At 68.7% G+C, this 21,647-nt stretch carries 18 protein-coding genes and 1 pseudogene; 10 read left to right on the forward strand and 9 right to left on the reverse strand.

Annotated features, from left to right (window positions below; translation table 11 throughout):
• Positions 1–2: 2 nt before the first annotated feature.
• From BW949_RS17815 to BW949_RS13155, 10 genes and pseudogenes are all read left to right on the forward strand, one after another.
• A pseudogene (locus BW949_RS17815) lies at positions 3–107 on the forward strand (CoA transferase); the annotation flags it as partial.
• A 164-nt stretch (positions 108–271) separates the two neighbouring features.
• Positions 272–691, forward strand: a complete 420-nt coding sequence (locus BW949_RS17820) for a CoA transferase (RefSeq protein WP_456238433.1) — start codon at positions 272–274, stop codon at positions 689–691.
• A gap of 74 nt (positions 692–765) precedes the next feature.
• On the forward strand, positions 766–2,796 hold the full coding sequence (locus tag BW949_RS13120) for an ASKHA domain-containing protein (protein WP_076366817.1): 2,031 nt from the start codon (positions 766–768) through the stop codon (positions 2,794–2,796).
• Between the two features lie 153 nt (positions 2,797–2,949).
• Complete coding sequence (locus BW949_RS13125) at positions 2,950–3,792, forward strand: SPOR domain-containing protein (RefSeq protein ID WP_235816305.1); 843 nt, start codon at positions 2,950–2,952, stop codon at positions 3,790–3,792.
• Between the two features lie 25 nt (positions 3,793–3,817).
• Positions 3,818–5,038 (forward strand): D-alanyl-D-alanine carboxypeptidase family protein, encoded by a 1,221-nt coding sequence (locus BW949_RS13130; protein ID WP_076366821.1) that lies wholly within the window; start codon positions 3,818–3,820, stop codon positions 5,036–5,038.
• Positions 5,038–5,658, forward strand: coding sequence for a dTMP kinase (gene tmk, locus BW949_RS13135; RefSeq protein WP_076366823.1), 621 nt, complete (start codon positions 5,038–5,040; stop codon positions 5,656–5,658). Before BW949_RS13130 ends, tmk begins: the two co-directional genes overlap by 1 nt.
• Positions 5,655–6,797, forward strand: a complete 1,143-nt coding sequence (locus BW949_RS13140) for a DNA polymerase III subunit delta' (protein ID WP_076366825.1) — start codon at positions 5,655–5,657, stop codon at positions 6,795–6,797. The genes tmk and BW949_RS13140 overlap by 4 nt, the downstream gene beginning before the upstream one ends.
• Complete coding sequence (locus BW949_RS13145) at positions 6,794–7,636, forward strand: TatD family hydrolase (RefSeq protein WP_076366827.1); 843 nt, start codon at positions 6,794–6,796, stop codon at positions 7,634–7,636. Before BW949_RS13140 ends, BW949_RS13145 begins: the two co-directional genes overlap by 4 nt.
• The gene (locus tag BW949_RS13150; RefSeq protein WP_076366829.1) at positions 7,633–8,430 is read left to right on the forward strand and encodes an MBL fold metallo-hydrolase; all 798 of its coding nucleotides are present in this window, start codon (positions 7,633–7,635) and stop codon (positions 8,428–8,430) included. Before BW949_RS13145 ends, BW949_RS13150 begins: the two co-directional genes overlap by 4 nt.
• A gap of 1 nt (position 8,431) precedes the next feature.
• Positions 8,432–9,367, forward strand: coding sequence for an AEC family transporter (locus BW949_RS13155; RefSeq protein ID WP_076366831.1), 936 nt, complete (start codon positions 8,432–8,434; stop codon positions 9,365–9,367).
• A gap of 166 nt (positions 9,368–9,533) precedes the next feature.
• Here the strand turns inward: BW949_RS13155 and BW949_RS13160 are convergent, their stop codons facing one another.
• From BW949_RS13160 to BW949_RS13215, 9 genes are all read right to left on the reverse strand, one after another.
• Positions 9,534–10,526, reverse strand: coding sequence for an ABC transporter permease (locus tag BW949_RS13160; RefSeq protein ID WP_076366833.1), 993 nt, complete (start codon positions 10,524–10,526; stop codon positions 9,534–9,536).
• Between the two features lie 9 nt (positions 10,527–10,535).
• The gene (locus BW949_RS13165) at positions 10,536–11,819 is read right to left on the reverse strand and encodes an ABC transporter permease (RefSeq protein WP_076366835.1); all 1,284 of its coding nucleotides are present in this window, start codon (positions 11,817–11,819) and stop codon (positions 10,536–10,538) included.
• Between the two features lie 403 nt (positions 11,820–12,222).
• Positions 12,223–13,296, reverse strand: coding sequence for an ABC transporter substrate-binding protein (locus tag BW949_RS13170; protein WP_076366837.1), 1,074 nt, complete (start codon positions 13,294–13,296; stop codon positions 12,223–12,225).
• Positions 13,297–13,392: 96 nt separating this feature from the next.
• Positions 13,393–14,496 carry an ABC transporter ATP-binding protein gene (locus tag BW949_RS13175; RefSeq protein ID WP_076366839.1) on the reverse strand — a complete coding sequence of 368 codons (1,104 nt, stop codon included), beginning with the start codon at positions 14,494–14,496 and terminating at the stop codon, positions 13,393–13,395.
• 113 nt (positions 14,497–14,609) lie between these two features.
• A complete protein-coding gene (locus BW949_RS16565; RefSeq protein ID WP_083947766.1) occupies positions 14,610–16,505 on the reverse strand; it encodes a Hint domain-containing protein in 1,896 nt (631 codons plus the stop codon).
• Between the two features lie 201 nt (positions 16,506–16,706).
• A complete protein-coding gene (locus BW949_RS13200; protein ID WP_076366841.1) occupies positions 16,707–17,216 on the reverse strand; it encodes a CarD family transcriptional regulator in 510 nt (169 codons plus the stop codon).
• Positions 17,217–17,670: 454 nt separating this feature from the next.
• The gene (gene fdxA / locus BW949_RS13205) at positions 17,671–18,015 is read right to left on the reverse strand and encodes a ferredoxin FdxA (RefSeq protein ID WP_076366843.1); all 345 of its coding nucleotides are present in this window, start codon (positions 18,013–18,015) and stop codon (positions 17,671–17,673) included.
• Between the two features lie 124 nt (positions 18,016–18,139).
• On the reverse strand, positions 18,140–18,583 hold the full coding sequence (locus BW949_RS13210; RefSeq protein WP_083947767.1) for an RNA-binding S4 domain-containing protein: 444 nt from the start codon (positions 18,581–18,583) through the stop codon (positions 18,140–18,142).
• Positions 18,584–18,619: 36 nt separating this feature from the next.
• Positions 18,620–21,619, reverse strand: a complete 3,000-nt coding sequence (locus BW949_RS13215; protein WP_076366847.1) for a helicase-related protein — start codon at positions 21,617–21,619, stop codon at positions 18,620–18,622.
• Between the last annotated feature and the right edge of the window lie 28 nt (positions 21,620–21,647).

The raw sequence follows: 21,647 nt of genomic DNA on the forward strand, positions 1-21,647 counted from the left end.
TCATGTCGACCACCGGCGAGGAAAACCGCGACCCGGTGCGCGTGGGCGCCTCGATCGGGGACATCATCGCGGGGATGTATCTGATGCAAGGCGTGCTGGCGGCGCTGATCGCGCGTGACCGGACCGGGCGCGGACAGAAGATCGACGTGGCCATTCTCGAACATGCGCGTGGCGCTGACCACCGCGACCGGAACCGCCCCCCGCCCCACGGGCGCGCGCCACCCCTCGCCCCCCCTTCGAGACCTTCCACGCCGAGGACGGGCTGTTCGTCATCGCCGCGGGCAACGACATCTTGTTTTCCAAGCTCTGCCGCGCGCTGGATCTGGGGCCGCTGGCGCAAGACCCGCGCTTTGCCACCAACCCCGCCCGCTGCGAGAACCACCGCCTGCTGAAGCGGCTGATCGAGACGGTCACCCTGACCCGGCCGCGCGCGCACTGGATCCCGCGTCTGGAGGCGGCGGGCGTGCCCACCGGCCCGATCCAGGACATGACCGAAGCGCTGGTCGATCCCCAGCTTCTGGCGCGGCGGAGGGTCAAGGATATCGACGCCGTGGACGGCCGCCCCGCCTTTCGCTGCGCGGGCTTTCCGATCAAGATGTCGGGGCTGCCCGAGACCGAAAGGCGGCCGCCGGCGCCGCTTCTGGATGGGGACCGCGCCGAAATCCTGGCGTGGTTGGACGAATCGGACTGAGAGCGCCGCTTTCTGCCCTCGACCGGGGCGGCGGGCGGGCTAGATGCGCGGCACGGGGTTCGGCGGAGCAAGCGATGAACGACAACGAACAGGTCACGGTGGTCTTCACGCCCTCGGGCAAACGCGGCCAGGTCGCGCGCGGGACCACGGTGCTGCAAGCCGCCCGCGCGCTGGGGGTGGATCTCGATTCGGTCTGCGGCGGACGCGGCATCTGCTCGAAATGCCAGTTCAGCCCCGGCATCGGACAGTTCGCCAAGCACGGGCTGACCGTCACCGCCGAGGCGCTGGCGCCGCCCAATGCCGTCGAGCGCCGTTATGACGAGAAGCGCGGTCTGCCCCCCGGACGCCGGCTGGGCTGTCAGGCGCAGATCCTGGGCGATCTGGTCGTGGATGTGCCCGCCGAAAGCCAGCTGCACCGCCAGGTCGTGCGCAAATCCGCCTCCGAGCGCGTGATGGAGATGGACCCGGCCACGCGCCCCTTCTTCGTCGAGGTCACGCCCGCCAGTCTGGAACATCCCGACGGCGATGCCCAGCGTCTGGCCGCAGCGCTTGCGGCGCAATGGGGCATCCGCGATCTGGAGGTGCCGCTCGATCTGCTGAGCCGGATGCAGCCGATCCTGCGCGCGGCCGACTGGAAGGTGACGGCCGCCATCTGGCAGGGCGGCGGGCGGCCACGTCTGATCGACCTCTGGCCGGGGCTGCGCGACGCGCCGCTTCTGGGGCTGGCGATCGACCTCGGCTCGACCACGATCGCGGGCCATCTGGTCGATCTGGCCGACGGGCGGGTGCGTGCCTCGGCGGGGGTGATGAACCCGCAGATCCGCTTCGGCGAAGACCTGATGAGCCGCGTCTCCTATGCGATGATGAACCCCGGCGGCGCGGCCGAGATGACGGCAGCGGTGCGTGCGGCGCTGGCCGATCTGGCCCGCGCGCTGACCGACGCGGCCGGCTGCGCCCCCCGCGACGTGGTCGAGGCGGTGCTGGTCTGCAACCCGGTCATGCACCACCTGATGCTGGGGATCGACCCGGTCGAGCTGGGTCAGGCGCCCTTCGCGCCGGCCACCTCGGCTGCGCTGGACCTGACAGCGGCCGAGATCGGGCTTTCCACCATCAACCCGGCCGCGCGCGCCTATGTGCTGCCGCTGATCGCGGGCCATGTGGGCGCGGATGCCGCCGCGGTGGTGCTGTCCGAGGCCCCGCGCACGGCCAAGGCCCCCGTGCTGATCGTCGATGTGGGCACCAATGCCGAGATCGTGCTGGGCGACCGGACGCGGGTTCTGGCCTGTTCCTCGCCCACCGGCCCCGCCTTCGAGGGCGCCCAGATCTCGTCCGGCCAGCGCGCCGCCGCGGGCGCCATCGAACGGGTGCGCATCGACCCCGCGACACGGGAACCACGTTTCCGCGTCATCGGCTGCGATCTGTGGTCGGACGCGCCGGGCTTTGCCGAGGCCGCCCCCCCGATCACCGGGATCTGCGGCTCGGGCATCATCGAGGCGGTGGCCGAGATGCGGCTGGCCGGGCTGGTCGATGCCTCGGGGCTGATCGGGTCGGCCGAACAGACCGGCAGCGCGCGCTGCATCGCGCAGGGGCGCACGCATGCCTATCTGCTGCATGACGGGCCCACCCCGGTCATGGTGACCCAGGGCGACATCCGCGCCATCCAGCTGGCCAAATCCGCGCTTTATGCCGGCGCGCGCCTCCTGATGGATCATTTCGGCATTGCCCAGGTGGACCGCGTGGTGCTGGCGGGCGCTTTCGGGGCGCATATCTCGCCGCTTCACGCGATGGTTCTGGGCATGATCCCCGATTGCGCGACCGAGGCCGTGGTCTCGGCCGGCAATGCCGCGGGAACCGGGGCGCGGATGGCGCTGTGTTCGGTGGCCGCGCGGCGCCGGATCGAGACCGAGGTGACCGGCATCGAACGGATCGAGACCGCCCTCGAGCCGCGCTTCCAGGAGCATTTCGTGGCCGCCAACGCCCTGCCGCATGCCACCGATCCCTTTCCGCATCTGCCGCCCCTGCCGCAGGTCTCGTTCAACACCGGCGGCACCCCCGGCGGCAGTGGCGGGCGGCGGCGGCGCCGGGCCGCGGGCAATGGCGAATAACCGCCACCGGGCCCCTTGTCGCTTTTCTTGCGCGGGCAGGTTCGCTAGGATCGCGCGCAACGCCGGGCCGGGCAGGCTGGACCGGGCCCGGCAGGGCTTACGCGGCACAAGACCGCGAAGGGGGCAAGGATGAATCGGCAGAGCAAATTGCGCATGCGCGCGGTTTCGGGCGGCGTCATGCTGGCGCTGGTCCTTTCGGGATGTCAGATGCAATTGGGCGGCACGGGCGAGGACGGCCCCCGCCCCGCCTCGAGCGCGCGGATCGTGGAACGCGACGTCGAGGCGCCCGAGGTCTTCTCGGTCACCGAAAAGGGGCTGTGGGACGGGCGTCCGTCGCTGGGCGGCGTCTGGGTCGCCCATCCCGACGTCAAGGATCCCGAGCGCGTCATCATCCGCAATTCCGAGAACGGCAAGTTCGTGATCGGCGCGCTCTTCCGGCGCGAGCGCGCCAACCCCGGACCCAGGCTGCAATTGTCGTCGGACGCGGCCGAGGCGCTGGGCGCGCTGGCGGGCCAACCCGTCGCGCTGAACGTGGTGGCGCTGCGCCGCGAGGAGGCCGAGGCCCCCGCCGCAGAAACCGCCGCCGCAGCGCCCGCACCCGAGACCGCGGCCATCGCCGCCGAGACGGTGGCGGCGACGCCGCTGCCGCCGGCATCCGGCAAGCCCGCCAAACCGGCCAAGCCCGCCAAGCCGGCGGCAAGCCCGGCCCCCGCCGCCGCGCCCGCGGCCACCGAAACCCGGCCCGCGCGCCCCGCGCCGGCGCTGGGCAAGGCCTATGTCCAGATCGGCATCTTCAGCGTGCAGGCCAACGCAACCCGCGCCGCCGATCAGCTGCGCAAGGCCGGCGTCGTGCCGACGATCCGCAAGGGCGAAAGCCAGGGCAAGGACTTCTGGCGCGTCATCGCCGGGCCCGCGGCGTCGAAATCCGACCGCGCGGCCCTTCTCGCCAAGATCAAATCGCTCGGCTATGGCGATGCCTATGCCGTCTCGAACTAGACCCCAGAACCGACCGGAGAAGGCCATGCCGACCCCGTTTCGCCAGATCCTGACCGTTCTTGCGCTGATCCTTGCGCTGCCCTCGGCGGCGCTGGCCTTTGACACCCGCGCCTCGGCGGCCTGGGTCTATGACGTGGCCACGCAGACGGTGCTTCTGGAAAAGAATGCCGATGTGCCGCTGCCGCCGGCCTCGATGTCCAAGCTGATGACGATCGACATGCTGTTCGAGGCGCTGCGCGACGGGCGCGTGACGCTGGACACGCGCTTTCCGGTGTCGACGCGGGCGCGGATGATGGGCGGGTCGACCATGTTCCTCAACGAGACCGACCGGCCCCGCGTCGAGGATCTGATCAAGGGGATCGTGGTGCTGTCGGGCAATGACGCCTGCGTGGTCGTGGCCGAGGGCCTGGGCGGGACCGAGGACAATTTCGCCCGCCTGATGACTGAACGCGCCCATGCGCTGGGCATGAAGAATTCGATCTTCGCCAATGCCTCGGGGTGGCCGGCGCCGGGGCACCGGATGTCGATGCGCGATCTCGGCACGCTGGCGCTGCGCCTGATCACCGAATTCCCCGAATATTACCATTATTTCAGCATCCGCGAATTTCCCTACGACAACCGCGCCCCCGACAACCGCCACAATCGCAACCCGCTGCTGGGGCTGGGGATCGGCGCCGACGGGCTCAAGACCGGCCACACCAGCGAGGCGGGCTATGGCCTTGTCGGCTCGGCCGTGCAGGGCGAGCGGCGCATCGTCTTCGTGATCTCGGGGATGGACAGCGAACGCGCCCGCGCCGAGGAAGCCGAACGCATCGTCAACTGGGCCTTTCGCCAATTCGCGCTGAAGACCGTGGCCACCCAGGGCGACGAGCTGGCCCAGGCGCCGGTCTGGCTGGGCGAGGCCGAGAGCGTGCCGCTGGTGATGGCCGGGGATCTGCGCCTGCTGGTGCCCGCCCTGGCGCAGGAAGGGCTGAAGGCCACCGTCAGCTATGACGGGCCGATCCCCGCACCGATCCGCGCGGGCCAACCCATCGCCACGCTGCGCATCGAAACCCCCGACGTTCCGGGCCAGCGCGAGGTGGCGCTGGTCGCGGGCCGCGACGTCGCCGCGGGCGGCCCTTGGGTGCGGGTGAAGGCCGCGGCCGAACGGCTGTGGGCACAGGCGCTGATTGCCGCCGGGGCGACCGGGGTCGTGGGCCAGCCGGGCGCGCTGCCCGTCCAGCCGGGCGCGGTCTCGGGCTCCTGATGTTCATCACCTTCGAGGGCATCGACGGGTCGGGGAAATCCACGCAGGCCCAGAGGCTTGCCGATCATCTGCGCGCGGCGGGACATGACGTCGTGCTGACGCGCGAACCCGGCGGCAGCCCCGGCGCCGAGGAGATCCGCGCGCTGGTCCTCGAGGGGCCGACCGACCGCTGGTCGGCGGAAACCGAGCTTCTGCTCTTCACCGCGGCGCGGCGCGACCATCTGGAACGCACCATCGCCCCGGCGCTGGCCGCGGGCAAGGTGGTGATCTGCGACCGCTTCGTCGATTCGACCCGTGTCTATCAGGGCCTGACGCGGGGCGATCTGCGCGGTGCGGTCGAAACGCTGCATGCCGCGCTGATCCGACGCGAGGCCGACCTGACCTTCCTGATCGACATCCCCGCCGAGACCGGCCTGGCCCGCGCCCGTGCCCGTGCCGGCGCCGAGGCGCGCTTTGAATCCTTCGGCCGCGCGATGCAGGCCGAGATGCGCGCGGGCTTTCTGGATCTGGCGCGCCAGGCCCCCGACCGCATCCGTGTGATCGACGGCGATGCCCCGCCCGCCGAGGTGGCGGAGCGGGTCGCGGCCCTGGCGCAGGCGGCGCTGGAGCCGCGCGCATGAGCGAGCCCCTGCCCGACCCCGACCGTGCGCCGGGCGCCCCCCACCCGCGCGAGACGCTGCATCTTTTCGGCCAGGCGCGCGCCGAAGCCGAATTCCTGGCCGCCCATTCCGGCGGGCGGATGCATCACGCCTGGCTGATCGCCGGGCCTCGCGGGGTCGGCAAGGCCACGCTGGCCTGGCGGATCGCGCGGTTCCTGCTGGCCCTTCCGCAAGACAGCGGCGGGCTGTTCGGCGGCGCGGCGCCCCCCCCACCCGACAGCCTGGACACCGACCCCGACCACCCGGTCGTGCGGCGCATCCTGGCCCAGGCCGAGCCGCGGCTGTTCCTTCTGCGCCGCGGGGCCAATGCCACCGGCTCGGGGCTGGCGGCGAATATCCTTGTCGACGAGGTGCGCAAGCTCAAGAGCTTCCTGCAATTGTCCGCCGCCGACGGCGGGCGGCGCGCGGTGATCGTGGATGCCGCCGACGAGATGAACACCCCCGCGGCCAATGCGCTGCTGAAACTGCTGGAGGAGCCCCCCGCCGGCGTGACCTTCCTTCTGGTCAGCCATCAGCCGATGCGCCTTCTGCCCACGATCCGCTCGCGCTGCCGGACCTTGCGGCTGGACATGCTGGGCCCGGCGGAGATGGCGCGCGCGCTTGAACAGACCGGGGTGGCGGCCGCCCCCGACGAGGCCCCGGCGCTGGCGGCGCTGTCGGGGGGATCGGTGGGCGCGGCCGTGCGGCTGGTCGAATTGCAGGGGCTCGACCTCTATGGCCAGATCGTGGCGCTTCTGGGCGGGCTGCCGCGGATGGACCGGCCGCGGGCCATCGCGCTGGCCGAGGGCTGTGCCGGCAAGGCCAATGCCGAGACCTTCGAGCTGATGCTGGACCTCATTGATCTGGCGCTGTCACGTCTGGCGCGGGCCGGGGCGGCGGGCGGGATCGACCCCGAGGCCGCCCCCGACGAGGCGCGCATCTTCGCGCGCCTGTCGCCCGATACCGCGGCCGCGCGCGGCTGGGCCAACCTGCAACAGGAGCTGAGCGCGCGCTCCCGCCACGGCCGGGCCGTCAACCTTGACCCCGCCGCGCTGGTGTTGGATATGTTTCTGGCGATCGCCGCGGCTTCCGGCGCGGCAAGCCGAAGGACGCCCGCATGACCGACGACCGCCCGCAGATGGGCACACCGGCGCCGCCCCCGGCGCTTGTGGACAGCCACTGCCATCTGGATTTCCCCGATTTCGCCGACGACCTGGACGCCATCCTGGCGCGCGCACGCGCCGCCGGGGTCACCCGCATGGTGACCATCTGCACGCGCATGGACAACGAACCCGCCGTGCGCGCCCTGGCCGAAACCCACGACGGGCTGTTCTATGCCGCGGGCGTCCATCCGATGTCGGCGGACAAGGAACCGCTGATCGACGTCGACGCGATGATTGCACTTTCACAACATCCGCGCTTTGTCGGCATTGGGGAAACCGGGCTGGATTATCACTATTCCGCGGATTCTGCCGAAGTGCAGAAGGAAAGCCTGCGCCGCCACATCGCCGTTGCGCGCGCCACCGGCCTGCCGCTGATCATCCATGCCCGCGCCGCCGATGACGACATGGCCGCGATCCTGACCGAGGAATTCCGCGCCGGGCCCTATGGCTGCGTGCTGCATTGCTTTTCCTCGGGGCCCGATCTGGCGCGTGCGGCGCTGGATCTGGGCTTCTATCTGTCGATGTCGGGCATCGCGGCCTTTCCCAAGTCGAAGGAGCTGCGCGAGATCTTCGCCGCAGCCCCGCTCGAACGCATTCTGGTCGAGACCGACGCGCCCTATCTTGCGCCCCCGCCCCATCGCGGCAAGCGCAACGAACCGGCCTATGTCGCCCATACCGCCGCGGTCGGCGCCGAGCTTTTCGGGCTGAGCCTGGCGGATTTTGCCGCCCAGACCAGCGCCAATTTCGACCGGCTGTTCTCCAAGGCTGCCGGGGCGACGCAGCGGGGGGCCGCATGAGCCGGATGCGCTTCACGATCCTGGGCTGCGGCTCGTCGGGGGGCGTGCCGCGGATCGGGGGACATTGGGGCGAATGCAACCCCGACAACCCCAGGAACCGGCGCACGCGCTGTTCCATGCTGGTCGAGCGGATCAGCGCCGAGGGCACCACCCGCGTCTTGATCGACACCTCGCCCGACCTGCGCGCACAATTGCTGCGCGCGGGCATCGGCAGCCTGGATGCGGTGGCCTATACCCATGCCCATGCCGATCACGTGCACGGGCTCGACGATCTGCGCCAGATCACCTTCAACATGCGCGCCCGTCTCGATGTCTGGGCCGACGAGACCACGCAAGGCGCGCTGCTGTCGCGCTTTGGCTATGCCTTCGTGCAGCCGCCCGACAGCAATTACCCCCCGATCTGCGACCTGCACACGATCCGCGGCCCCTTCAGCGTGACCGGCGCGGGCGGCGCGATCGAGCTGGTGCCCTTCGAGGTCGCGCATGGCAATATCGACGCGCTGGGCTTTCGCATCGGCCCGCTGGCCTATCTGCCCGACGTCTCGGCGATCCCCGAAGCCGCCTGGCCGCATCTCGAGGGGCTCGAATGCTGGGTGCTTGACGCGCTGCGCCGCACGCCGCATCCGACCCATGCGCATCTGGCGCTGGCGCTGGAATGGATCGCGCGGGCCCGGCCGGCCGCGGCGGTGCTGACCAACATGCATATCGATCTCGACCATGATGACGTGATGGCCGAAACCCCCGACACCGTGCGCCCCGCGCATGACGGGATGGTTCTCGAATTCCAGCTCTGACATGTCGGCGCTGATCGACGTCATCTTGCCGGTCTTCCTGGTCATCGGCTTTGGCTATGCCGCCGCCTGGTCGGGATTGATGCGCGCGGATGCGGTCGAGGGGGTGATGAAATTCGCCCAGAATTTCGCGGTGCCGGTGCTGCTGTTCCGCTCGATCGCGCGGCTGGACCTGGGCGCCAGCTATGACCTGGGGCTGATGGTGTCGTTCTATGGCGGCGCCTTTCTCGCCTTTGCCGCGGGGGCGCTGGGGGCGCGGTTCCTGATCGGGCGTTCGGGGCCCGATTGCATTGCCATCGGCTTTTGCTGTCTCTTTTCGAACTCGCTCCTGCTGGGCGTGCCGATCACCCAGCGCGCCTATGGCGACGCCGCACTTGCGGGGAATTTCGCCATCATCTCGGTGCATTCGCCGCTGCTCTATACCTTCGGCATCCTGATGATGGAGACGGTCAAGAGCCACGGCTCGGGCGCAGGCCTGTCGTCGCTGGCGCTGCGCACGCTGATCGGCATCGCGCGGACGCCGCTGGTGATCGGCATCGCACTGGGCTTTGCGGTCAACCTGTCGGGCCTGCCGCTGCCGGCGGCGGTCTGGCATGGCACCGAGATGATGGCGCAGGCGGCGCTTCCGGCCGCGCTCTTCGGGCTGGGCGGGGTTCTGGTGCGCTATCGCCCCGAAGGCGACGTCAAGGCCATTGCGATGGTCTCGGGGCTGTCGCTGGTGCTGCACCCCGTCTTCACCTGGAGCGCGGCGCATCTCTTCGGGCTGGGGGTCGATGCGATGCGCTCGGCGGTGCTGACGGCGGCCATGGCGCCCGGCGTCAACGCCTATCTCTTTGCCAACATGTATGGCGCGGCCCGCCGCGTCGCGGCCTCCTCGGTGCTGATCGCCACGGCGCTGTCGATCCTGTCGGTCTGGTTCTGGCTGGCGCTGCTGCCCTGAGCCCGCGCGCGCGCACCGCATTTCCCGGCCCTGCGCCCCTTCTCCGGACCTGCTGAGCCCCGATCGGCAGGCCGCACATCCCCTGCCCCACCCGCAACAGCAAAAGGGGGCCCCGAAGGCCCCCTTGATCCGATCCCCTGGCGGGTGCGGTCGGTGGCGGCGGGGCTCAGCGCCCCGTCACCCCGCGCAGCCGGTCCGAGCGCCGGCGCAGCAGCTCGACCGTGGTCAGCAGCGCGATCGAGATCACCACCAGGATCGTGGCCACCGCCAGGATCGCCGGCGAGATCTGCTCGCGGATGCCGTTCCACATCTGCCGCGGGATCGTCTGCTGGTCGTAATCGGCAATGAAGAGCACGGCGACCACCTCGTCGAACGAGGTCACGAAGGCAAACAGCCCCCCCGACACCACCCCCGGCAGGATCAGCGGCATGATCACCTTGAAGAAGGTCGTGCGCGGGTTCGCCCCCAGGCTGGCCGAGGCCCGGATCAGCGACCGGTCAAAGCCCACCAGCGTCGCCGTCACCGTGATGATGACGAAGGGAATGCCCAGAACGGCATGCGCCAGGATGATGCCCGGATAGGTGCCCGCCAGCCGGAAGCCCCAGGCATCCGCGGTCGAGAATTGCGCGATCCCGATCTCGAAGGGCGAGAAGGAGATGGTCGGATAGGGGATGCCGGGGTTCGAGAAGAAGAAGAACATCCCCGTGGCCGAGATGATGATCGGCACGATCATCGGCGAGATCAGCACCGCCATGATCGCCCGGCGATAGGGCATCTCGGGACGCGAGAGGCCCAGCGCCGCCAGCGTGCCCAGCCCCGTGGCCACGATGGTCGAGAAGATGCCGATGATGATCGAGTTCTTGGTCACCTGAAGCCAGGTCGTATTGTGCCACACATCCGCCCACCACGCGGCCCCGCGCGGGGCTTCGGGATCCTGCATGCCGAAGGTGACCAGCGTTTCATACCAGCGCGTGGACCACCCCTCGGGGTCGAAGGCCAGCATCTTCTGGGTGAAGGTGAAATAGGGCTCGGCGTTGAAGGACAGCGGAATGATGACCAGGATCGGCGCGATCAGGAACAGGAAGATCATCGCGCAGAGCAGCAGGTAGGTATAGTGCCAGATGCGCTCCAGCGGGCTTGCGTAGACGGGAAGTGCCATGGTGTCACCTTACCCCAGCTTGAGATTGTCGATGCCCACGAGCCGGTCGTAGAGCCAGTAGAGAATGAGAACCCCGCCCAGCAGGATGCCCGCCAGAGCCGCCGCCAGCGACCAGTTCAGCGATTTCTGCATGTGGAAGGCGATCAGGTTCGACACCAGCTGCCCGTCGGCGCCGCCGACAAGGGCCGGGGTGATGTAATAGCCGATGGCCAGGATGAACACGAGAAGCGAGCCCGCCCCGATCCCCGGCAGCGTCTGCGGCAGGTAGATGCGGCGGAAGGCCGTCCACGAGGTCGCCCCGAGCGAGCGGGCCGCACGCACATAGCTGGGCGGGATCGGGCGCATCACCGAATAGAGCGGCAGCACCATGAACGGCAGCAGGATATGGGTCATGGCGACCACGGTGCCGATCTGGTTATACATCATCTGGATGCGGCCATCCTCGCCGATGATGCCCACGGCCACCAGCAGGTCGTTGACCACCCCCTGGCTTTGCAAAAGCACCATCCACGAGGTCGTGCGCACCAGAAGCGATGTCCAGAACGGCAACAGCACGAAGATCATCAGGATGTTCGAGCGCGCCAGCGGCAGCGTGGCCAGAAGATGCGCGATGGGAAAGCCCAGCAGGATGCACAGCGCGGTGATCAGCGCCGACAGCGCCAGCGTGCGCTGGAACAGCATCACATAGACCGCGCGGTCCTCGGGCACCGAAACGATATGGCCCTCGGCATCGCGTGTCAGGTCGATCGCGGCCAGATAGAAGTCGATGGTGAAGGGCTGCGAGGCCGAACGCATGGCCCGCCAGATCTCGGGATCGCCCCAATCCTCGTCGATCTCGAGAAGCGCGGGCTTGTAGGGCGGCTCGAGCTTCGCGGCCTTGCGCGCCGAGGACGTGAAGAGCGAGCGCGTGCCCGCAACGTCATAGTTGATGCGCGTGCCGGCAACGCCTGCGGTCTTGGTCTCGCGCATCAGCTTGAGGTCGGCGGCCAGCGCGGCATAGGCGCTTTCGTCCAGCTCGGACCCCTGGGGGTGTTCGTCGAACCATTGCACCAGGTTGGGTGCGGCATCCGAGAAGGTCGGGTTGTAGACCGACTGGAACAGCATCTGCCCGATGGGCAGGACGAAGGCGAAGATGACGAAGGCAAAGAGCGGCGCCACCAGCATCAGCGCCCGGCGCCGGGCCCGCTTCTGAGATTGCGCCAGTGCCACCTTCAGGGGTTGGCCATCGGCTGTGCTCAGCGGGCCACCGGAACCGGGGTCCGGGTCGGTCACTGCGGCGCTTGCATCGCTCATGGCGCTCTCCTCTCGTGTCCGGCGTGGTGCCGGCAGATCTTGTGTCATTCCACCCGAGGCGCGCCTCCGCGGCGTCTATGGAGGGCGCGGACCGTATCGGGCGTCCCGCCGCCCGGATCGGACCGGCGCGTGGTGAGTTTCGGGCCAGGGCCCGACATGCGGGCGCATCCGGGCCGGCGGCGGAGCGCAGCAGCGGGGATGCGGGAAACCTTTGTGTCGCGGAAGACCGCTCCGCGACTTCAGGGGTTCCGACCGCCCCGCCGGGCCAATGACGGCAGCGGCCGGAGACTGTTCTTCGCGCGACGGGCGGTCGGTTCCGCCCCCCGCCCCCGGCCCCGTCAGGGGCAGGGCGGGCGGCGGGGGCGGACGGTCGATCCGTCCGCCCCCGCCTCCCCCTGTCGGATCAGCCGGCCAGCCAGGCGTTGAAGCGCTCGTTCAGCTCCACGTCGTGGTCCGCCCAGAAGGTCGGGTTGGTCCAGATGACGTTCTCCAGATTCTCGGGGCTCGTCGGCATGTGCGGACCCATCTCGGTCACGCCGTCCTGATAGAGCCCCACCAGCGGCGCCGAGGATTTCCGCGCCGGCCCGTAGGAGATGTATTTCGCCTGATCGGCCAGACGCTGGGTGTCGGTCGAGAAGGCCAGGAACTGCTTGGCCGCCTCCAGGTTCGGCGCGCCTTTCGGAATGACCCACAGGTCATAATCCATGTATTGGCCGTCCCAGATGATCTCGAAGGGCTTGCCCTCGGCCGCGATGGCGTTGAAGAAGCGGCCGTTATAGCCGTTGGTCATGACCACTTCGCCGTCGGCCAGCAGCTGCGGCGGCTGCGCGCCAGCTTCCCACCACACGACCGAATCCTTGATCGTGTCAAGCTTGGCCAGCGCACGGGCCACGCCCTCGTCGGTGCCCAGCACCTCGTAGATCTGATCGTTCGGCACGCCATCGGCCAGAAGCGCCATCTCCATCGAGCGTTTCGCCGCCTTCAGCAGACCGCGCTTGCCCGGATATTTCTCGAGATCGAAGAAATCGGCCAGGGTCGAGGGCGGAGTGCCGGGGAACTTCGTCTTGTCATAGGCGATCACCGTGCCCCAGACGATGCTGGCCACCGCGCAATCCTGAATCGCGCCATCGACGAAATCCTCGGTCGCGGGGGTGCCATCGGGCGCCGGCGGCAGGATCGCGGGGTCGATCTCTTCCAGCAGGCCCTCGTCGCACAACCGGATCGCGTCCGACAGCTCGACGTCGGCCAGGTCGATCGAGACATTGCCGGCCTCGACCTGCGCCTTGAGCGGCGTCGCCGGGTTGTCGGCGTCGATCGAATTGACCTTGATGCCGGTCAGTTGGGTGAAGGGCTTGTGATAAGCTTCGACCTGGCTGACGGTATAGGCACCGCCCCAGGACACGACGTTGACCTCCTGCGCCGAGGCCGCAGCCCCGACGGCCACCAGCGCACTGGTCAGGATAAGCGTCTTCTTCATGCGAGTTCTCCCGTTGTGTTGTTGGATGGCCGGTTTTCCGGCTTCTGGTATGATGCAGATGCTGGCGCGGACGGGCCGCGCCGGCAAGAGCCTTGCTCAGAGCAGGTCGAGCGCCCGCGCATCGGCCGGGTGCCAGCCGATCTGAACCGTCTGACCCGGCTGGAGCCGCGTCTGATCGAGCGTGTTGCGCGATTTCATGACGAAATCTTCGGTCCCGGCGACCCGCATCCGCGTGCGCAGGATGTCGCCCATGTAGATGACCTCGAGCACCTCGGCCGAGATCGTATGCGCCCCCTCGGGCATCATCTCGGGCTTGAACTCCACCCGCTCGGGGCGGATGGACACCAGCGTCTGCTGACCGCGGCGGCGGATGTTGACGGGGGTGGCGTCGATCACCTCGCCGGTGGTCAGGCGCACGACGCATTTCTCGTCGTCATATTCCTCGACCGTGCCGGGCAGCTTGTTGTTCTCGCCGATGAACTGGGCGACAAAGCTGTTCTTGGGCCGTTCGTAAAGCACGTCGGGCGCATCCAGCTGCTGGATCTTGCCGTCGTTGAACACGGCCACGCGGTCGGACATCGTCAGCGCCTCGCCCTGGTCGTGGGTGACATAGACCACGGTCAGCCCCAGCCTTTCATGCAAATGCTTGATCTCGAACTGCATATGCTCGCGCAGCTGCTTGTCCAGCGCGCCCAGCGGTTCGTCCATCAGCACCAGCTTGGGGTCGAAGACCAGCGCGCGCGCCAGCGCGATCCGCTGTTGCTGACCGCCCGACATCTGCGCCGGACGGCGGTTGGCAAAGGCGCCCATCTGCACCATGTCGAGCGCGCGCTTGATCTTCTCCTCGCGCTCGGATTTGCCCATGCCGCGCACCTCGAGCGGAAAGCTGAGGTTCTCGGCCACCGTCATGTGCGGAAAGAGCGCATAGTTCTGGAACACCATGCCGATGCCGCGCTTGTGCGGCGGCACCTGGTTGATCGGACGGCCGTCGAGACGGATCTCGCCATGGGTGGCGGTCTCGAAGCCTGCCAGCATCATCAGACAGGTGGTCTTGCCCGATCCGGACGGGCCGAGCATCGTCAGAAACTCACCCTTGGCGATCGAGAGGTTGAGATCCTTCACGACCAGAGTTTCGCCGTCATAGCTCTTCTGGACGTGCTCGAACACGACAAATCCGTCGCCGGTGGCGGGTTTGCTCACTTCGGGCTCCCTGACTTTCGTTTGTTTCTTTTCCCGTTTACGCGACTAAATCGAAACCGTTTGGCCATTTCAACCCGTCGTTTCGGGGCATCAAGGGCCAGCAGTCGCGGGAATCATTGCAGCACGAATTCGCCCGTCAAAGCGGCCAGAAACGACCATTCCTGCCCCCAATCGCGCCAGTTGACGAAACGCTGAGCGGAGATTTCCCGCCTTTTCAGCAGCGGGCGGACCATCGGACCGTAGAGAGACTCGACCGGAACCTGGCCCAGAAGCGCGGGCGCAAGGTCGGGACGTGCGGACAGAAGCGCCAGCCGATCGGCCCCCGAAAGCGCCCCGAAAGCCATGGGTCCGGGCCACAGCGTCTCGGCCCCCAGCCCTTCGGCCGAGACCAGCGCATGCCGATCCAGCAGGATGTGGTGATAGCCCACGCCAACGCCCGCCGGCCGCAGCCGCACGCCCGGCAGACCCAGATCCGCCAAATGGCCCGCGCGCGCCAGCCGCCCCGTCCGGCCCGGCCGCCCCGGTTGCCCCACCAGAACCGAATGCTGACGCGACAGGCACAGACGCCCGTGCAGCCCCAGCGCGCCCTCGTCGATCTCGACCGGGGCCATCTCGGGGCGCCGGGCCAGCTGCGCCGGCCCCAGCCAGCGCGCGGCGGCAAAGACGATGGGCCGCGCCGCAACGCGCCCCTGCGCATCGGCCGCCAGCACCCGGTCGCCGGCGCGCAGGGTCTCGACCCGGCGCGGCCCTTCGGGCGTGGCGATCCGCGTTCCGGTCACGAAACAGGGGATACCCATCGCATAGAGCATGGGCGCGGGCTTGGCGGGATCGAGCACCACCCCCGTCAGCAGAAGCGTCTCGCCGCCTGGAAAGGTCAGCAGCGAATTGCCCAACCCGTCGTTGGTCACCGTCACGTCCCAGGCGTTCACGGGCTGGCCGCCGGTGTCGGTCATGCCGGTGACATCGAGCTGATCGGCGGTGAAACCCGCGCTCATCGTCGTGTCGAAATCCGACACCGTATCGGCGCCATGCCCGTCGCTGAAGACGATCAGGTCGTCACCCGCGCCGATGGTGATGAGGTCGCTGCCGGTCCCGCCCTCCAGCGTGTCGGCCCCGTCGCCCCCTTCCAGCGTGTCGGTGCCGTCGCCGCCCAGCAGCGAATCGTTGCCGCCATCGGCCCGCAGCAGGTCGTTGCCGGTGCCGCCGTCCAGAAGGTCGTCGCCCAGCTCGCCGTTCAGGAAGTCGTTGTCGTCCCCGCCATAGATCGAGTCGTTGCCGTATCCGCCCCAGATCGAGTCATTGCCGGCGTCGCCATAAAGCACGGCGTCATAAAGGTAATGACCGGCAAAGACATCATCGATGAGATCATCGCCCGTGCCGCCGTAGACGGTATCGCCTTCGGCCTGGGTGGCGCCGCCGGTTCCGAAATAGATCGTGTCGTTGCCCGCGCCGCCGACGATGACATCGGCGCCCGCGCCGCCGTCGATGGTGTCATTCCCCGCGCCGGCCCAGATGCTGTCCGCCCCCGCGTTGCCCAGGATCGAATCCGCGAAGCCCCCGCCGATGATGCTATTGGCCAGGGTCGGGTCATAGATCGGGGTGACAAGGCCGGAATATTGCGGCTCGACCGCGTCCGTCACATCGACGTAATTGATGATCTCGTAGGTGACGCCCGGCGTCAGTTCGACATCCGAGACATGGCCGATCAGCGTGCCGTTGACGTGAACTTCATAGAGGTTGATGACACCGCCGGCCGGGTTCACGACCGTCCGCATCGCAGTCAGCCGCACAGCCCCCGAGGCCACGAAGCCCCCCGACGCGGTGGTGACGGTGGCCATCTGGTTGCCGTCTTGCTGCCATGCATACGAACCGTCAAAGACCGGATCGTCATCGCTGAGCGCGATGTTCAGACGATCGTTCACGGCGCTCCAGGCCGGGTCGAGCATGAAGCGCGAGCCCAGAACACCAGGACCGCCATCCTCGACGGTGAAATCCGAATATCGGTACATCGGTCAGCAACGCCTCAGACGCTTGGGGCCAAACACAAGCACACATTCTGCGCATTCATATACATTTTGCGTCAACAAGCTGTTAAGCGTATTGAGAAAAAGGACAAATTCCCCCGCCCCGGCGCCCGTGGCGCAGGTGCGCGCATGAAAAAGCCCCGCCGTGACGGGCACGGCGGGGCCAGGATGTCAGGATCAGGCGGCTCAGGCCGCGCGCGACAGAAGAACCTCGTCGACCTGCTGCTGGGCGCGCGCCTCGTCGGTGCCCGACACGGCCGCGACCTCGCGGGTCAGACGCTCGAGCGCGGCTTCGTAGAGCTGACGCTCGGAATAGCTCTGCTCGCGCTGGTCATCGGCGCGGTGCAGGTCGCGCACGACCTCGGCGATGGCCATCAGGTCACCCGAGTTGATCTTCTGTTCATATTCCTGGGCACGGCGCGACCACATCGCGCGTTTGACGCGGGCCTTGCCGCGCAGCGTTTCCAGGGCGCGGCTGACGACATCGGGGGTCGACAGCGAACGCATCCCGATCTCGGTCGCCTTGTGGGTGGGCACGCGCAGCGTCATCTTGTCCTTTTCAAAGGAGATGACGAACAGTTCGAGCCGCAGACCGGCGATTTCCTGTTCCTCGATCGAGACGATCTTGCCGACGCCGTGGGCAGGATAGACCACGAAATCGTTGGGGCGGAAATCGGCTTTCTTGGTCTTGGTCATGCAGTTGCTTCCTCGCAGGTCCATACGCAACACCGGGAGATCACAGCGACACGCCCACCGCGGACGGGCAGAACCCGCCAGAGTAGCGCCGTGTTCGACATGAAAAACGCCGCAGGTGAACTGACATGCGGCGATGAAACCCCCCGGTTCGTTTGTGTCATCCTTATAACACGAAATCGCGCATCACGCAAAAGCTGCCCCCCGCCAAACCGGGGGGACCGACCGGATCCTCAAGTTTTTGTGAGGGGAAAAGGCCGCCAAGTCCCTGCGGCATCTGCGCGCGCGCCCCGTCCGCCCGCCGCGCAGCCCCCCAAACGCAGGCGGCGCGCACCCCGGAAAGGCACGCGCCGCGAATCGATTCCGCACGCAAGATCAGCCCGCGGGCGGCCCCTTTGCCCGCGTCCTGACCGGAACGCGAACGGCGGGGGCGCACCGGGGGCGCAGATCCCGTCGGTTATGCCTCGTCGCCCTCGCCCGGTTTCGGGCTGAAGTATTTTTCGCGCTTGTTGGGCTCGCCGTCGCGTTCGGCGGCTTCGGGCAGCGGATCGCGCTTGCGCGTGATGACCGGCCATTGCTCGGCCCAGGTGCGGTTGAACTCGATCCATTCCTCCATGTCCGGTTCGGTGTCCGGACGGATGGCATCGGCGGGGCATTCGGGTTCGCACACGCCGCAGTCGATGCACTCATCGGGATGGATCACGAGCGTGTTCTCGCCCTCGTAGAAGCAATCCACCGGGCAGACTTCAACGCAATCGGTGTATTTGCAGGCGATGCAATTGTCGGTGACGACGTAGGTCATTTCTCACACGCGGCTCTCTTCAAGGTCTGACGGTTTCCTATAGCCCCGGACCGGCCTGTTCAAGTCATCCCCGCGTGAAAGACGCATGCGCGGCGGCGGGTCGCATGCACAAAAACGCGGCAGATCATGAAACGTCCCGGTCCGGCCAGGGCGTGGCCGAAAGCGCGGCCCGAGGCGCCCCGGCAGACGCGGCGCGCCCCTCATCCGGCACGGGATCGGAAGGTGCGGGATCGGTGGGTGCGGGGGGCGGATCCAGATCCTCGTAGAAGCCGCGCGCTTCGGGGGCGGGGCCGCGGCGTTGCGGCACCCCGAGAACGCGCAGGACGCGCAGCCGGCGACCTTGCGGAAAGATCAGCACATCGCCCGGCCCGACGGCGCGGCCGGGCCGCCGGCAGGGCTGGCCGTTGACCCGCACCCGCCCGGCGCCGATCAGTTCGGCCGCCAGCGCGCGCGTCCGCGCCATGCGCGCCATCCACAGCCATTTGTCCAGACGCAGCCGATCTGTGGCTCCGTCCGCGTCGGCTCCGTCTGTGTCAGCAGACGAAGGCGGCGGCCGGCGGCGGCTCATGCCGCCCCGCCCGGCCGCGGCGGTCGTGCGTCCGGCTCAGATCTTGTCACGAAGCTGGGCAAGAACGGCGAAGGGGTTGTCGGGGTCGACCTTCTTGTCGCGGGGGGGATGCGCCTCGAAGCTGCGCGCGCGTTTCTCGTCGCGCGACTTGTCGGACTTGCCGCCCTTGCGGCTTTTCTTGGGCGCCGGACCGCCGCTGCGCTCGGGGCGGTCGCCGCCCTCGGACTGGCGCGGCCCGCCCGAACGGCGCGGACGATCGCCCTTGCCTTCGGCACCCGCCTCGGCGCCGCGGCCCTTGCCGCCGCGCGCCTGCCCTTCGGCACCGCTGCCGCCGCGGCGGCCATGGCGGGCGCGATCCCCGCGCGGCTTGGGCGCCCAGGTGAAGGTATAGAAGACCTCGATCTCCTCGGCGGCGGCCGGCGTTGCGGCACCGCCTTCGGGCGCCTCTGCCGCGGCGGGGGCCGCGTCCGCAGCGGCGGCCGTTTCCGCCGGCGCGCTGTCGGCGGCTTCTGCCGCGGGCGTTTCGGTCGGGGTCTCGGCGGGGGCGGTCTCGGCGGTGGCCGTCTCGGGGGCGGCGGTCTCGGCGGCGGCTTCGGCTCCCGTTTCCGTGCCCGTTTCCGGCGCGGCCTCGGCAGGTGCCGTCTCGGGCGTGGCCGGGCGGGTGGTCCGCGGACGTTCGCCACGTTCGCCCTTGTAGCCCAGCCCCCCCATCAGATCGGCGAATTGCTCAAGCGTCATACCGGTGATCGACAGCATGTCGGGCGTGGCCTCGAAGCCGCCGCGGCTGTCCTGGGGGCGCAGCATGTCGGCCAGCCGTTCCAGCATGTCGATGCGGATCGCACGCGCCCCGGCCGGACGATAGCCCGAATAGGTGTAGCAGATCCGCTCCACCTCGGGCAGGTTCGGAATGGTGACCAGCCCCGGAGGCGGCGCCTCGGGGAAGGTGTCGAGCCCCTGATGCAGCCCCCACAGCACCAGCCGCAGCCGGGTCGGCGCGGGCTTCAGCAGCGCCGGCAGGAAGATCGTGTATTGCCCGAAGCGCACGCCATGACGGCGCAGCGCGGCGCGCATGTCCTGATCCAGCTCGCGGACCTCGTTCGCAACCTCGTCGCGCGGCAGGATGCCCAGGTTCTCGACGATGCGGAAGGCAAAGCCCCGCGCCAGACCGGTCAGCGCCTCGTCGCGCGACATCGCCAGGAGCGGCTCGAACAGCGTCGAGATCTTGCGGTCGATGAAATGTTGCAGACGGCGGCGCACCTTCTCGGCCACGTCATCGCCGGCTTCCTCGTCCACGAAGGCCTCGACCTGGGGCTTCAGCGCCTCGGCGCCGCACACCAGCTTGCCGACGGCATGTTCGCCCCACATCAGCCCGCCCTGCTCGGTCACGTCAAGCTCGGTATCGGGGGCGTTGTAGAAACGGTCCGCGCGCAGCGAGAATTCGGGACGCAGCGCCTCATAGGCGGCACGGGCCAGCGTCTTCGCCTCATCGGGCGAGGACGTGCCGTCCTGAATGAACCGGAACCCCGCGAGGCGTCCGGCGAATTCGCCCTCGACGCTGACCTCGCCCTTGTCATTCACTTCGGCCACAAGGCTCTCCTTCTGCTTGAGCCGGCGCAAGAGCACAGAAGTGCGCCGGTCCACAAATCGCTGGGTCAGCGCGCCGTGAAGCGCGTCCGACAGTCGGTCTTCTACCGCGCGAGTCTTCTCGCGCCAATGGGATTCGTCGTTCAGCCACCCGTGGCGCTGGGCCACATAGGTCCAGGTCCGGATGAAGGCCAGACGGCGCGACAGCGCATCTATGTCGCCATGGGTGCGGTCGATGCGCGCGATCTGGCCGGCCAGCCAATCCTCGGGCACATGCCCGTGATCCTGAAGGAAGCCGAAGATTCGCGCCAGCAGCGTGGAATGCTCGGTCTCCGAGATCGAGCGGAAATCGGGAATGCGGGAGACATCCCAGAGCCGGCGCAGGTCCGACGGGTGGCGCAGCCGGTCGCGGATCTCGGGCATGGCCACCAGCGCCTTGAGCGCGCGCAGGTCGTCGGCCTCGCGGCCGCGTTGCAGGCGCGGATGATCGGGCGCGGCCTCGAGCGACGCGATCAGCCGTTCGGGCGTGCCGAATTCCAGCCGCGCGTTGCGCCATTGCAACCGCTCGATCGGGGCGAAGCGATGGCCCTCGACGGCCTCGATCACCTCGGGCGGGGGGGCCGAGGCCTCGCCGGTCACGCCGAAGGTGCCGTCCTGGGTGAAGCGCCCGGCCCGCCCCGCGATCTGCCCGATCTCATGCGGAAAGAGCGCGCGCATCCGCCGGCCGTCGAACTTGGCCAGCGCCGAGAAGGCCACATGGTCGATGTCGAGGTTCAGCCCCATGCCGATGGCATCGGTCGCCACCAGGTAATCCACGTCGCCGTTCTGATAGAGCGCCACCTGTGCGTTGCGCGTGCGCGGGCTGAGCGCGCCCATGACCACCGCGCAACCGCCCTTCTGGCGGCGCAGCAATTCGGCCATGGCATAGACGCTGTCGACCGAAAAGCCCACGATGGCGGCGCGCGGCGGCATCCGGGATGTCTTTTTCGAGCCCGCCCAGCTCAGCGTCGACAGCCGCTCGCGCGAGGAGAACTGCACCCCCGGCACCAGTTCAGCGATGGCGCCCCGCGCCGCCGACGAGCCCAGGAACAGCGTCTCGAGGGTGCCGCGGGCGTGCAAGAGGCGGTCGGTGAAGACATGGCCGCGTTCAGGGTCGCCGCAAAGCTGGATCTCGTCCACGGCCAGGAAATCGGCGCCGATGTCGGTGGGCATGGCCTCGGTTGTGCAGACCCAATAGGCCGCGCGCTCGGGGACGATGCGTTCCTCGCCGGTGACCAGCGCCACGACCGAAGGGCCGCGCTGCGCCACGATGCGGTCATAGACCTCGCGCGCCAGAAGCCTGAGCGGCAGGCCGATGACGCCGGTCCGATGCGCCAGCATGCGCTCGATCGCATGATGGGTCTTGCCCGTGTTCGTGGGCCCCAGAACCGCCGCGATGCGCCCGCCCGCCATCACTTCTCTCCTGCGCTGGCCGCCGGCC

Source organism: Phaeovulum vinaykumarii (assembly GCF_900156695.1).
Taxonomy (GTDB): Bacteria; Pseudomonadota; Alphaproteobacteria; order Rhodobacterales; family Rhodobacteraceae; genus Bieblia_A; species Bieblia_A vinaykumarii.

Coding starts and splice junctions, on each gene's coding strand:
- BW949_RS13120 (WP_076366817.1), top strand. CDS start 766: ATGAACGACAACGAACAGGTCACGGTGGTCTTCACGCCCTCGGGCAAA.
- BW949_RS13125 (WP_235816305.1), top strand. CDS start 2,950: ATGCGCGCGGTTTCGGGCGGCGTCATGCTGGCGCTGGTCCTTTCGGGA.
- BW949_RS13130 (WP_076366821.1), top strand. CDS start 3,818: ATGCCGACCCCGTTTCGCCAGATCCTGACCGTTCTTGCGCTGATCCTT.
- tmk (WP_076366823.1), top strand. CDS start 5,038: ATGTTCATCACCTTCGAGGGCATCGACGGGTCGGGGAAATCCACGCAG.
- BW949_RS13140 (WP_076366825.1), top strand. CDS start 5,655: ATGAGCGAGCCCCTGCCCGACCCCGACCGTGCGCCGGGCGCCCCCCAC.
- BW949_RS13145 (WP_076366827.1), top strand. CDS start 6,794: ATGACCGACGACCGCCCGCAGATGGGCACACCGGCGCCGCCCCCGGCG.
- BW949_RS13150 (WP_076366829.1), top strand. CDS start 7,633: ATGAGCCGGATGCGCTTCACGATCCTGGGCTGCGGCTCGTCGGGGGGC.
- BW949_RS13155 (WP_076366831.1), top strand. CDS start 8,432: ATGTCGGCGCTGATCGACGTCATCTTGCCGGTCTTCCTGGTCATCGGC.
- BW949_RS13160 (WP_076366833.1), bottom strand. CDS start 10,526: ATGGCACTTCCCGTCTACGCAAGCCCGCTGGAGCGCATCTGGCACTAT.
- BW949_RS13165 (WP_076366835.1), bottom strand. CDS start 11,819: ATGAGCGATGCAAGCGCCGCAGTGACCGACCCGGACCCCGGTTCCGGT.
- BW949_RS13170 (WP_076366837.1), bottom strand. CDS start 13,296: ATGAAGAAGACGCTTATCCTGACCAGTGCGCTGGTGGCCGTCGGGGCT.
- BW949_RS16565 (WP_083947766.1), bottom strand. CDS start 16,505: ATGTACCGATATTCGGATTTCACCGTCGAGGATGGCGGTCCTGGTGTT.
- BW949_RS13200 (WP_076366841.1), bottom strand. CDS start 17,216: ATGACCAAGACCAAGAAAGCCGATTTCCGCCCCAACGATTTCGTGGTC.
- fdxA (WP_076366843.1), bottom strand. CDS start 18,015: ATGACCTACGTCGTCACCGACAATTGCATCGCCTGCAAATACACCGAT.
- BW949_RS13210 (WP_083947767.1), bottom strand. CDS start 18,583: ATGAGCCGCCGCCGGCCGCCGCCTTCGTCTGCTGACACAGACGGAGCC.
- BW949_RS13215 (WP_076366847.1), bottom strand. CDS start 21,619: ATGGCGGGCGGGCGCATCGCGGCGGTTCTGGGGCCCACGAACACGGGC.